The following is an 11,985-nucleotide window of genomic DNA, read 5'->3' on the forward strand; positions in this document are numbered from 1 at the left end:
CCTCTAGTATACCAAATCTAACGCAACGGCGAGAAAATTAGATAGGCTAGCGATGATATGATGATTACGAAGCTAACAGGCCAGTTCCAAGAAGGAATCTTAATTGTCTGGTAGTGTGTCCGTGGCGCACCTTCAGCAAATCCGTGTGAGGTCATCGCTTGTGATAAGTTTGTGGACCAATTTAGTGAAGTTAAAATGGCTTTGAAGAAAATTTGTGGTGACCAGAAGTGGAGCACTTCACCACGCATGCGCGCCGAAATCTTAATTGTGTTTAATTCATGGCCAATTCGTGGAATGAAATTAAAAGCCCCGAGCATGCCGTAAACGAAAGTGCTAGGGAGTTTGGCGTTTTGTTCAAGCGAAGTTAGTAAGTCATCGGTTGTCGTTGTCATGGTTAGTGAAGCGCCAATCCAAACATAAGCAAAAATCCGTGTAAACATGACCCAGGCCATGTGAATGTGGTCACCAGTCCCGTAGAGATAGAGGGATGACCAAGAACCAAACGCCGGTAAAAGTGGAATAAAGAATAAGTAGGCGAATTGTTTCCAAGATGGACGATGCCAGATAACGTATACAAAACTAAACGCAACTAAAATAATATTCAAACTAATTGATTTAGTAACTGAAATTTCTAACGATAGTACCAAGGCAATCAGTAATTTTAAACTCGCATTCATCAGGCAATTACCGTCCCTTCAAAGGTCAATTGTTTGTCATGGAAAACTAAGTGGTGGTCAAAATATGCTAGCACTCCGTTTAATTGATGGCTAATCATTAAGATTGTTTGCTCTTGGCGAAGGCTAGTAGCTTTTAATAATTCCATGACGACTTTGACGGAAGCTAGGTCTAGCCCAGCTAGTGGTTCGTCAAATAATAAAACGGGTGTTCCGAGAATGAGCATACTTAGAATTTGGAGTTTCTTTTTTTGCCCACCGGAAAGGCGATAGACAACTTGGTATTTCAATTCCAAAAGATTTAAGTCAGCGAGGACGCTATCGATTTGGGCATCGGTCCAATAGTCTGCAAATTGACTGTATTTTTTGCTGAGTGCCAATTCTTCGGTTACCGTCATTTTTAGATATTGGGTTTCTGCATTTTGGAAGACCAACGCAACCTCACGAGCATATATAGGAAGTTTAATCTTGGAAATATTTTGGTCAAGATAACTAATGCTCCCTTGATACTTGTGGAGTCGTGTTAGCGCCATGAAAAAGGTTGATTTACCAACCCCATTTGGGCCGGTAATTAAGGTCATTTTCTTGGCAGGAATTTCTAAATCGACGTCTGAAAAAAGAACTTGGTCATTCGTGCCAAAGCTAACTTGATCGAGGTGCATAACTATTTCACCCATGGGTAATGCAAAATCATGGGTCGTTGGCTGGTATTGCGCGAAGAGGGCGCTAGCATCGTTTAATTGTTGAATATTAGTACTATTAATCTGATAGACTGTGGTAACTAAATCGGCATACCCCTCCAAATCATGATCGGCAACTAAAATTGTCCGACCAGCTAATTGCAAGGCCTTGAGCTTGGCTAATAAAGCTAACCGCGCTTCAGGGTCAACACTTGCAAATGGTTCATCAAGTAAAATGATGTCACTTTGCATGACGAAAACGATAGCTAAGGCAACTTTTTGCGCCTCACCACCCGAAAGCGTCGCTAATTGGCGATCTTGTAAATCAGTAATGCCGACAAATTCCAAAGCTGCCAGTGCCCGGGCCTTAATTTCACTAGGTTCAACTTGCAAATTCTCAAGGGTAAACACTAATTCATTGAACGGGGTTTTCATTGCAAATTGCTCACTAGGATTTTGAAATAACAAACCTATTTTTTGAACACGGTCTACAGTTGCATATTCATCAAGTGGGTGTTCGTCGACAAGTATCTTGCCGCTGACGTTACCGCCATATTCGGGATATAAGCCAGCCAGCGTTTTGAGGAGTGTTGACTTACCTGAGCCAGATGGTCCGCTGAGTAGATTGAAAGACCCAGGAGCTAACGTGAGATTGACATCGGCTAGAGTTGGCGTCGTCGCAGGGACAACACCATCAACTGGATTTTCAACATACGTGAATGTTAAATTTTGTGTGGTCAAGGTGGCCATTGTAATCCCTCCAAAAATGTCGTGGCTTCAGAACTGCTGAGATTTGAATCTGTAAACAACAGCTTCGTGCCCAAGTTCCAAATAACATGTTATGTACATACAGCTGACCGTAGCCAACTGCAATATTTATGCCTTGTAAGTGTTGATTAACGAGCAAGAACACCAGATTTTTCGATAAGTTTAGTAATCGCATTGACGAGAACACCACCGAAGAAACCAATTGAGATAAAGCGAATAATGAATAATGCCGCTAACATACCGAAACTGTATGAGGCGTAACCATTCGCGAATAAATCCCAACCAAAGGTAACAATGGTTGATGTGAGCGCTGAGAGAAATAAACTGAAGGCGTTCCATTTTTTATAACCGGTGAAAGCAAAACCAAGTTCGGCACCGATACCTTGAATAAAACCAGAAAGTAAGTTGGAAACTCCCCATTGAGAACCAATCATCATTTCCGCTGCGGCTGCAAGAAATTCACCAAGCAATGATGCACCAGCTTTACGAAGCAGGAAACCAGCCATTGGACCGGCCATAACCCACGCACCAATCGTGATGTCATTTGCGAATGGCTTCAGTGGTGTGGCAGCGACAACGTTGTACACGAAGGCCCAAGCCCAGAAAATGAAACCAAAGAAAATACCGATGAGGGCCAAAAGAATCACGTCGCGTAGACGCCAGTGTGTTACTTTATTTGAAGCTGTATTTGTTGATTGCATGTGCATCAACCTCCCGAATTTATTTGAAAGCCGCGACAATCGGGTAATTGTTCAACGATTAAGATAATTTCAACGTGTACATGAAATTAAACATGCTTACCATTTGTAATAAAAAAGCCACTCTCCATTAATGAAATGAAGAGTGGCTAAAAAATTGCTAGAATATGAATAAGCAAAATAGTCGTATCTTCCTCCACTAGTACTAACTAGATCAGGTTCAATGGGTATCATCTCAGCTGTAACAGCACCCCAGATAGCTTGGCTTTCAATTGTGTGTGGCTTTTAAGACCACGACGTTAGTATAAACGAAATTGTTTCGGATGTATATAGGTGGATTATTTTGCTGGTTTTAAATTACATTGTATGATTGAAAATGCCACTCCGTGCCTGGAAATTGCTTGGCGCACCGCGCTGGAAGCACATGTTCAAGCCAAAGTACGGTCTTGAACAACTCGGATAAGCTGGGAGTCTAAGGAATAAATTCCTAAGACTCCTCATCTTATCCTCAGCGGAAATATGTGCTGCACACATATTTCCCCAGTCGTGGTGTAAAGGCTACGCCCGCCAAGCAATTTCCAGGCACTCCGTTAGTATGCAGAGCTGAACCATAAACCCGTAAAACCACTAGCGAAATAAATATTACTAACCTTTTACTTGAATTTTAACTAATAAAATCTGACGCAACTCCACTTTGTAATTATGCATGTGACCTGGCTACACAAAATATAAAAGCTGATTTTAATCTAATTAGGATAAATTACTAATTAACGGAGGGGGATTTTTGGTTTGGCGTTTACCTCGTACCGTGGTAGCAATAATTTTAACGGAGTTTAAATTATTGGATTTGTGGAGATAGTGTGCTAGCTCCACAAACTGAGTGAGACTCGCAGAGGCTCGTGAAGCTTGTCTTTCTACCATGGTGGCCAAACCAAAAATTTCGCGGAGTGGCATTTATCAGCAACGTTATCTAGCAAAGTCTGTAATATAATCAGATTACTAGTAAAATGTAAGCAGATTTGACGAAATATGTTAAAATATAGAAATAAGTAAATGACGGGGTAAAAGTGAATGCAAACATGGGATAAGCACCTAGTATTACCAGCTAATCAGCCGGCAATTTCAATTAAAGAACAACTCACTGCTTGGAAAATTCCAAAGCGGATTCGGGGTGCTATTCGGATGCGCGAGGGCTTAGAACTTAATGGGAAATACCAACCAACTAATACGATTTTGAAACCAGGGGATGAACTGGATTTGCATTTTATTGATTCAGACTTTATGACTCCAGAATCTAATTATGTTAGCGATGATTCAGTGAAACTAGATGTCATTTTTGAAAATGACGATTTGATGGTGGTTAACAAGCCACGGGGCTATAAGTCACACCCTAATTCACCGGGTGAAGATCAAACGATGATGAACTTTGCGGCGGCTTATTTGGCGGATCAACCGGGTAAAGCCCCATACATGGTTCACCGGCTCGACAAAGAAACTTCGGGGGCACTAATCATTGCTAAGAACCCGATTGTTGTCCCAATTCTTGATCAGATGATTGGCGACAAAATTATTGGTCGCACGTATTTGGCATGGGTTTGTGGTAATTTGGCGGAGAGCCATGGCGTTATTGATGCGGCGATTGGTGAAGACCCAGTTGATGACCGCAAACGTCTAATTGATGGGGCCAACGCCTTACCAGCAGTAACTAAGTGGGCGAAAGTTCACATGGTTTATCAAAACACGTTACTCCGTTTACAATTGGAAACTGGGCGAACGCATCAATTGCGGGTGCATTTGGCATCAATTGGCCATCCGATTGTCGGGGATAAATTGTACAACCCATCATCGAATTATGAAGGTGGTATGTTGCTACATAGTGCCACAGTGGAATTACATGTACCATTCAGCGATGAAGTACGCTCAATTGGCGCTAAACTACCAGGACACTTCCCGGTTAACTTGAAGAAAACTGTTCAATAATATAAATGAGGTAATAAGAATATGGCAACAACGATTACGGGCGAAAATATCGCTACTGAAACTGCAGAAGGCTTAACCTTGGTCGATTTTTGGGCTGATTGGTGTGCCCCTTGTAAGATGATGAATCCGATTTTGGAACAACTCGAAGGCGAATACGGTGACCAAATCAAATTTGGTAAACTCGATGTTGACGGTAACACGGCAATCGCTGAAGAATATCGCGTGATGAGTATTCCATCATTGGTGCTTTTCCGCAATGGTAAGGCAATCGAAAAGGTTTCTGGCTTGTACCCTAAGGACAAGTTGGCTGAATACATTGAAGCCAAGATTGGCGAAGCAACTGATATGTAAATATTTGCAGGGCGGGACAAGTTGTGTGTCCGCCCTGTTTTTATTTGTAAAGTTTCCAGAAAAAATCATAAAAGCGTTTTCATTCATCTGGTATAATTACGACATAATAAACTTTGATGAGGTGAACAAATGATTAAAGAATTTGAGGCGGGGACGTTTACATTAAACAATGGTGTTGAGATGCCTAAACTGGGTTTTGGCACATATGCGGCGCAAGAGTCACCAGATTTCACGGCTGCGATGGATCATGCGGTTGAGACGGGATTCCGGTTATTCGATACGGCGTCAATGTACGGCAACCAAATTGATCTTGGTAATTATTTTGCGAATAATAGTGGTCTTGACCGTGATAATTATTGGTTAACTTCAAAAGTTGGTCAACAAGAACAAGGTTACGAAGAGACTTTGGCAGCCTTCAAGAATACGACCAAGGAATTACAAACGGATTACTTGGATTTATACTTGGTGCACTGGCCAAAAGAAAAGCACATGTTCCAAACATGGAAAGCTCTGGAACATTTGTACAAGGAAGGTTATGTCCGTGCGATTGGGGTTTCAAATTTTGAAGCGAACCACTTGGATCGTTTGATGTTGGAAGCTACTGTGATGCCAGCCGTCGACCAAGTTGAGACGCACCCATACTTTAATAATCATGTGACCCGTGATTACATGCAAAGCTTGGGTATTCAACACCAAGCTTGGAGCCCATTGGGTCAAGCCGCTGATTTGAAGGATCCATTGATTATTACGTTAGCTGAAAAATACGGTAAGACGCCTGCTCAAATCGTATTGAAGTGGCATAATCAGAATGGGACAGCCGTAATTCCAAAATCAACGAATAACAAGCGAATTACTGAAAATGCCACGATTGGGGATTTTACGTTGAATCCGCATGACATGGCGTTGGTTAACTTGTTGAATCGTGGTGAACGGATTATGGGTGCACCGGATGAAAACTATGTGAATGATTTATGGTAAACAAGTAAAAGTAGTGCTGAGACATAAACTATAACTAAAAAAGGTACGATTGCTCCTTATTTGATAAGGGTAGTAATCGTGCCTTTTTGCAGTGGAATAAAAACCTTTGTCCAAATTTTGTTTGCTATGCGTTACTTTGTTGCAGCCGGTTCGGGTTCTTGCAAAGTACGTGTCCACATCCAGTAACCGTAGACCGCGTTGATTAAGAATGCGCCCCATAAGGCTAGCATAATCGGATTGTAATTGAGCCATGGTGACCACAATAACAATTCAACAATATTAGCGATAATCCACAGTGCCCATTGACTCGCACCATAACGCATCGTCATCAAGAACTGCGCGATGACTTGTAACACGACGGCTAAGCTATCAACTGATGGGTGAGGATCATTGGTTAATCCTAGTGCAAAGGCGTAGATTTGCCAACCAGCGATAATGATAACGCCTAAAATAATCCAACCACGTAGTGATAATTGACGCGCTTTGACGGTACCACTTGGTGCATCGGCATCATCAGATTCATTTGGTCGCATCCATTGAATGGCTCCAACAAATTGCATTACGAAGATAAATGCATTTAGCATTACTTCGCCCCACAACGCTGATTGGGAGGAAACGATAATATAAGCCACGGTATTGATTAAACCCCAGAAGTACGTCGTCATTTTACCGCGGGCGACGAGGATAACTTTCATGACACCGGCAATTCCGGCAATGAGAGCAATGATGTTGAGCGGATTCGCCATACCATCGCTGATGGCAAAACCATCAGCGGTCGTATACGCGAAAACAAAGGTAGCCAGTTGCATTACGGCTAAGAGGAGCATATAAATGCGATTCCCCATTGGTTGCTGGACCATATCACGAATAATATTTTTGGGACTGAGAGCGGCGATACTTGCGTCTTTGGCGACATTGGAAAATGATTGCTTTGTTTCTTCCATGATTTTCCCCATTAATTCTGCGAATGTTGCAGTGAAGGTACCAATCAGACTGAACTGTTTCATGACAATTATTCCTGGTCATGAAAATTTACATTTTGGAGTAGTAATTTTTCAGCCCGCATACTCGTCTATCATCCGCCCCCTTTATTTTGTAGTATACACTTACAAATAGAAACTATTTGTAACATTGCAGCAGTTAAAAGTGCAAAAAAGTGCTAGACTGTCTGATACAACATGTGCTTTGGTAGTAAAAAACACATTTTGTGCCATACATAGCGTGAATTTGGGTCCGAAACTAGCAAAAAGAGGCTGGGACATAATTTGTCCAGCCTACAAAATAAGCCTGATTTCTCCTTAGCGTAGTAAGGTAGAAACCAGGCTTATTAACGAACGAAAGACTGCAAAACGCCTTTTGTTCCATTTCTTTTTTTATGTTATTTGGCGGGCACGTCTACAATCCAATTCTCGGGTCCCTTTTCATCACCGAATTGGATAGCGAGGAGGCGATTGTAAAGTTGTTGAGTGATGGGTCCGACTTCTGTTTCTGAGAAGAAAACGTGTTTGTCGTCACCGTGCGTAATTGAACCAACTGGTGAAATTACCGCGGCTGTGCCCATTGCACCAGCTTCACTGAATTGATCCAAGTCGTGAATACTAATTGTAGTTTCGCGTGCGGTTAAACCAAGTTCCTCAGCCACAGCCATTAGACTGTACTTCGTAATTGAAGGCAAGATTGAGGGGCTTTTTGGTGTTAAGAACTGGCCGTCTTTGGTAATACCGAAGAAGTTGGCTGAACCAAGTTCTTCAATATTTTCATGGAGTCGTGGATCAAGGTAGACCACATCGGAATAGCCCGCTTGGTGTGCTTGGTCACCGGGCATAAGGCTCGCCGCATAGTTACCACCAACCTTGGCTTGACCAGTTCCACCGTGAGCAGCCCGATCGTAATCAGAAGTTACATAGGCAGTTGGCGTTAAGCCACCTTTATAGTATGGTCCCACTGGAGTAGCGAAAATTGTAAAGATATATGAGGCGGCCGGTTGTACCCCAACGTTTGGGCCGACACCAATGATAAATGGGCGTAAGTAGAGAGTTGCCCCAGTTCCATAAGGTGGAACGAAATCGGCGTTGGCTTGGACGACTGCTTTGGCCGCTTCAAGGAACATCTCCGTTGGGACTTCAGGCATTAACAGACGGGCATTTGACCGGTTCATCCGAGCGGCATTTTGGTCGGGACGGAAAAGATTAATTCCACCATCTGCACGGCGGTAGGCTTTCATTCCTTCGAAAACTTGTTGACCATAATGCAAGGCAGTCGAGCCTTCATGAATTGGTAAATATGGATCAGTTTCTAAACCCATGTCATGCCAAGTGCCGTTATCGTAGTATGCGCGGAAGCGATAAGGCAGGGGATGGTATGAGAAGTTCAGGTTGTTCCAATCAAAATCAGATGGGTTAGCAAATTCAGTCATGTTGACACCTACCTTTAAAGAATATTTTTGTTAAGTATACGATAGTTCATGCCATTGGAAAAATCAAATGGTGGCTAACCACAAAATTGCCAGGATTGCGATTAAACTAACAAGGACACTTTATTTACAACATTATCATAATTGTATATTTGTACAGCAAGCGTGCACGTATTTCACGATTTTCTACCTAATTAAGACAAAATATATTCACATCGCCTTTATATAATTAAGTTGATAATTATTCTAATGATAACAGATATATGTAGATGCCCCTTTGCAACAATTGCGAAATGGAGAATATGTTATGAAAAAAAATAAAGAAAACAATATGAGAATATATCGTCAGGTGTACCGTGATAGTACCAATAAGATGTTTGCTAAGCTTGGCAAGCGCTGGATTTATACTTCGCTGGCAATGATTACTATGCTGGGTGGGGTAGGCGTAACTCCGATTGTGTTAGCAGATTCATTGGCTACCAAACAAGTAGATGCACCCGTTAATGTTAATGACGTTAACAGTAGTAATCAAAGTGCTGCCGAAAAAATGGACAATCCAGTTTTACCGAGCGTTAATTTTAGCACGTCGAAAAAACCGGTTACGAAAGCACCGGAAAAAAAGAATACAACGACAAATAAAAATATGTCGAAAAAAGCCAAAGCGGCGCAAGCTAGAAATGGTGCATGGACATTTACCCGTGCTGATTTCAATATTGAAGGCACGACGATTGTTACGCTTTCCAATGAATTTTTGGAATATTACAATAGTGGTGAATGGGACGGAAATTTAAGTTTTCCAGCGGATATGGATGATATTACCACGATTGCGAACACGGCCTTTCCTGATTTGTGGCGAATGAATAGCGTTGATTTTGACAATTTAGTTAATTTAACAACACTTGATGAGAATTCCTTCTATACGTGCCAAGAATTAACTTCAATTCGATTCGCAAACAATCCTAAGTTAAAAACAATTGGTGGAGGCTCATTTTTTGGCTGTTTAAGTCTTACGCAGATTACCTTGGGTGATTTTGATGGGCCAATCGAAATCGGGGAAGATGCCTTCAAATGGGTTAGTTATTTTTCACCAGATGGAACGGAAGAAAACTTCCACCCCTACGGTAATGGTATCGTGACACCGCTGACGACTGGAAGCGCGCTGACTGCCGCCCAACAATTTGTTGATTACATTAATACAGAAAATGGCTACCCTGATGCGGATGCCGGTACGTTAGTTTGGCGGATTAGTGGTACGGTCACCCCAAGATACGTTGATCAACAAGGTAAGGAAATTACCCAAGATAGCAACGGAAAACCAGTCGTAGCATCAACTACGAACGAAGGTTTCCGGGGAGATGCATATACATTACCAGCTGCGCCAACAATTGCCGGTTATGGTGACCCCAAGGTAGTCAGTGGGAGTGCAACTGGCATGATGACTGGGGGCCCACAAGTGGTAACCTATGAATATCGCACCGCAGCGCAGCCAATTACAATTTATCGCGTTGACACTGATGATAATGAATTGGAAGCACCTGAGGTAATTAGTGGTTACGTTGATGATAAGTTAGATTTAACGCCCAAAAATTTTGACAATTACAAGTTTAAGGGTTTATACAATGCGACTAATAGCATGACACGTGCAGTGCCAAAGCTCAATTGGCAAAGTACAGATGCTAATACGAGTGTGAAATATGGGGATGTTAGCGGTCAAAGTTATAAATTTGTCTATGAAAAAAACAGTTCAAATACGGAGACCCCAAACACGCCATCACCGGTCACAGGAGACAAGCCAAGTGGAACATCAACGCAAAAACCTGCGGAACCTGATAAGTTACCGGGGACTGGTGGCAAAAAAACGCCCACGAAACCTGCAAAAACAACCGTAATGAATTCAGGAAATACGACAAATTCAACAACAACGCTACCAAAAGCTGGACGGAGTCGTGAGTTCTTGGCGCCAATCCTTGGTATCGTGATACTCTCGGGAGTGCTTGCTGTGAATATATGGAAGAAAAAGTATAAGTTGTAGGCTACATTATTTACAATTTCACAAGAAAACACCTATCGCCACTGCTGTAAAATGGGCGGATAGGTGTTTTTACTTACCTCAAATTGACGATCAAAGCCAATATTATTGCTCTAAGTATGTTAATGTTCGTGTAAAATATGCTACAATATTAGTATTGTTTTTATAAAAAGTAGAAATTTTTCGGAGTCGTGATGAAGGAACAAAAGAACGAGCCCCGTTGGCTCACAGTAATGAAAGTTACAATGCCTTTAATGTTAAGCTATCTCCCCATCGGGATTGCTGCCGGAATTCTTTTACACTCTGGTGGTTTCGCGATCTGGATGATTGTGCTCTTATCAGTTCTAGTTTTCTCTGGTGGTGCTCAGTTCATGATTGCGTCAATGCTCATGACAGCCACACCAGTCTGGACAATCACTATCATGCTGTTTTTCTTGGAATTACGGTATGCACTGCTTGGAACGAGTTTGTCGAAATACCTGCGTGACCAACCACAGCACTTTATTTTGCGTTTTTCTGCTTCAATGAATGATGAAAACTATGCGGTTAATTACCTTAAGTTTTCAACTGATAAAAATTGGAGTGCTGATGATGCTTTGAAAGTTGAATATTTCTCATTAGCAGCTTGGACGTTAGGAAATGTTGTTGGTGGGATTCTTGGTTCCGCAGTTACAATTGATTTACCAATTGTGCACTTTGCTTTAACCGCAATGTTCTTATACATGGTCACAATGCAAATCAAGAAGCGCATTCTTTTCTTCCCAGTAATCGTATCAGGTGTTTTATCAGTCTGGTTAGTTGTCGCTTTCCAAAGCACGCTTGGATTAATCTTAGCGACTGTGACGGCAGCAACGGCGGGTTACTTAGCTGAAATGGCCATCAAAAAGCACAATCATCAAAGTGCGATCTTGTCTAAAGTTAAGGGACCAAAGAATACGCACGAACAATTAGGGCGCTTGCAACGCGCGAAGGAACAAAAAGGGAGTGCTGAATAATGGATGCAGAATTAAAACGGCATTTAATGATTGTGGGTTTTGGGGCGATTGCGGCCTTTCTTCCGCGGTACATCCCAATGCTATTCTTCACTACACGGAAAATTCCCAAGTGGTTTAACGATTGGATGGGGTTCGTTCCAGTTTCGTTGTTCACGGCATTGATTGCCAAGGACATTTTCGTGGATCACGATTACCATGTCACGTTTGGTAACGTGAACATGATGCTGGCGGCAGTCTTAGTTATTGTCGTGGCATATTATACACACTCAATGTTACTGTCAGTTGTGACGGGTTTAGCCGCAGTTTGGGGCTTTGCGTTACTATTAACATCAATGGGTATTCAATTTTAAATAAAATAAATCCCACGCAACTTTTTATCGGTTGCGTGGGATTTTTTTGTAATTATTAACTTTTTAATT

11 protein-coding genes and 1 riboswitch are annotated in these 11,985 nt (G+C 42.0%); of the genes, 6 read left to right on the top strand and 5 right to left on the bottom strand.

Annotated features, from left to right (window positions below; translation table 11 throughout):
* Positions 1 to 17: 17 nt before the first annotated feature.
* The 3 genes from EQG49_RS08025 to EQG49_RS08035 form a co-directional block, all read right to left on the bottom strand.
* Positions 18 to 677 carry an energy-coupling factor transporter transmembrane component T family protein gene (locus EQG49_RS08025; RefSeq protein WP_133363493.1) on the bottom strand — a complete coding sequence of 220 codons (660 nt, stop codon included), beginning with the start codon at positions 675 to 677 and terminating at the stop codon, positions 18 to 20.
* Positions 677 to 2,104 carry an ABC transporter ATP-binding protein gene (locus tag EQG49_RS08030; RefSeq protein WP_133363494.1) on the bottom strand — a complete coding sequence of 476 codons (1,428 nt, stop codon included), beginning with the start codon at positions 2,102 to 2,104 and terminating at the stop codon, positions 677 to 679. Before EQG49_RS08030 ends, EQG49_RS08025 begins: the two co-directional genes overlap by 1 nt.
* A 146-nt stretch (positions 2,105 to 2,250) precedes the next feature.
* Complete coding sequence (locus tag EQG49_RS08035) at positions 2,251 to 2,823, bottom strand: ECF transporter S component (RefSeq protein WP_133363495.1); 573 nt, start codon at positions 2,821 to 2,823, stop codon at positions 2,251 to 2,253.
* Between the two features lie 171 nt (positions 2,824 to 2,994).
* Positions 2,995 to 3,085: riboswitch (TPP riboswitch) on the bottom strand.
* 806 nt (positions 3,086 to 3,891) lie between these two features.
* On the opposite strand from EQG49_RS08035, the gene EQG49_RS08040 reads away from it, so the two are divergent.
* From EQG49_RS08040 to EQG49_RS08050, 3 genes are all read left to right on the top strand, one after another.
* Positions 3,892 to 4,800, top strand: coding sequence for an RluA family pseudouridine synthase (locus EQG49_RS08040; protein WP_133363496.1), 909 nt, complete (start codon positions 3,892 to 3,894; stop codon positions 4,798 to 4,800).
* A gap of 21 nt (positions 4,801 to 4,821) precedes the next feature.
* Positions 4,822 to 5,151 (top strand): thioredoxin, encoded by a 330-nt coding sequence (gene trxA / locus EQG49_RS08045; protein ID WP_133363497.1) that lies wholly within the window; start codon positions 4,822 to 4,824, stop codon positions 5,149 to 5,151.
* A gap of 129 nt (positions 5,152 to 5,280) precedes the next feature.
* Positions 5,281 to 6,129 carry an aldo/keto reductase gene (locus EQG49_RS08050; RefSeq protein ID WP_133363498.1) on the top strand — a complete coding sequence of 283 codons (849 nt, stop codon included), beginning with the start codon at positions 5,281 to 5,283 and terminating at the stop codon, positions 6,127 to 6,129.
* A 131-nt stretch (positions 6,130 to 6,260) separates the two neighbouring features.
* On the opposite strand, the gene pnuC is transcribed toward EQG49_RS08050, so the two are convergent.
* The gene (gene pnuC, locus EQG49_RS08055; RefSeq protein WP_133363499.1) at positions 6,261 to 7,136 is read right to left on the bottom strand and encodes a nicotinamide riboside transporter PnuC; all 876 of its coding nucleotides are present in this window, start codon (positions 7,134 to 7,136) and stop codon (positions 6,261 to 6,263) included.
* A 371-nt stretch (positions 7,137 to 7,507) separates the two neighbouring features.
* Complete coding sequence (locus tag EQG49_RS08060) at positions 7,508 to 8,545, bottom strand: branched-chain amino acid aminotransferase (RefSeq protein WP_133363500.1); 1,038 nt, start codon at positions 8,543 to 8,545, stop codon at positions 7,508 to 7,510.
* Positions 8,546 to 8,849: 304 nt separating this feature from the next.
* Between EQG49_RS08060 and EQG49_RS08065 the strand changes: the two genes are divergently transcribed.
* The 3 genes from EQG49_RS08065 to EQG49_RS08075 all read left to right on the top strand — a co-directional run bounded on the left by EQG49_RS08065 (position 8,850) and on the right by EQG49_RS08075 (position 11,916).
* Positions 8,850 to 10,574 (top strand): MucBP domain-containing protein, encoded by a 1,725-nt coding sequence (locus EQG49_RS08065; protein WP_133363501.1) that lies wholly within the window; start codon positions 8,850 to 8,852, stop codon positions 10,572 to 10,574.
* A gap of 191 nt (positions 10,575 to 10,765) precedes the next feature.
* Entirely contained in the window at positions 10,766 to 11,566 is an 801-nt protein-coding gene (locus EQG49_RS08070; RefSeq protein ID WP_133363502.1) for an AzlC family ABC transporter permease, read from the top strand.
* Entirely contained in the window at positions 11,566 to 11,916 is a 351-nt protein-coding gene (locus EQG49_RS08075) for an AzlD domain-containing protein (protein WP_133363503.1), read from the top strand. The genes EQG49_RS08070 and EQG49_RS08075 overlap by 1 nt, the downstream gene beginning before the upstream one ends.
* The last annotated feature ends 69 nt before the right edge of the window (positions 11,917 to 11,985 follow it).

The sequence above is a fragment of the Periweissella cryptocerci genome (genome assembly GCF_004358325.1).
GTDB lineage: Bacteria > Bacillota > Bacilli > Lactobacillales > Lactobacillaceae > Periweissella > Periweissella cryptocerci.

Coding starts and splice junctions, on each gene's coding strand:
- EQG49_RS08025 (WP_133363493.1), bottom strand. CDS start 677: ATGAATGCGAGTTTAAAATTACTGATTGCCTTGGTACTATCGTTAGAA.
- EQG49_RS08030 (WP_133363494.1), bottom strand. CDS start 2,104: ATGGCCACCTTGACCACACAAAATTTAACATTCACGTATGTTGAAAAT.
- EQG49_RS08035 (WP_133363495.1), bottom strand. CDS start 2,823: ATGCAATCAACAAATACAGCTTCAAATAAAGTAACACACTGGCGTCTA.
- EQG49_RS08040 (WP_133363496.1), top strand. CDS start 3,892: ATGCAAACATGGGATAAGCACCTAGTATTACCAGCTAATCAGCCGGCA.
- trxA (WP_133363497.1), top strand. CDS start 4,822: ATGGCAACAACGATTACGGGCGAAAATATCGCTACTGAAACTGCAGAA.
- EQG49_RS08050 (WP_133363498.1), top strand. CDS start 5,281: ATGATTAAAGAATTTGAGGCGGGGACGTTTACATTAAACAATGGTGTT.
- pnuC (WP_133363499.1), bottom strand. CDS start 7,136: ATGAAACAGTTCAGTCTGATTGGTACCTTCACTGCAACATTCGCAGAA.
- EQG49_RS08060 (WP_133363500.1), bottom strand. CDS start 8,545: ATGACTGAATTTGCTAACCCATCTGATTTTGATTGGAACAACCTGAAC.
- EQG49_RS08065 (WP_133363501.1), top strand. CDS start 8,850: ATGAAAAAAAATAAAGAAAACAATATGAGAATATATCGTCAGGTGTAC.
- EQG49_RS08070 (WP_133363502.1), top strand. CDS start 10,766: ATGAAGGAACAAAAGAACGAGCCCCGTTGGCTCACAGTAATGAAAGTT.
- EQG49_RS08075 (WP_133363503.1), top strand. CDS start 11,566: ATGGATGCAGAATTAAAACGGCATTTAATGATTGTGGGTTTTGGGGCG.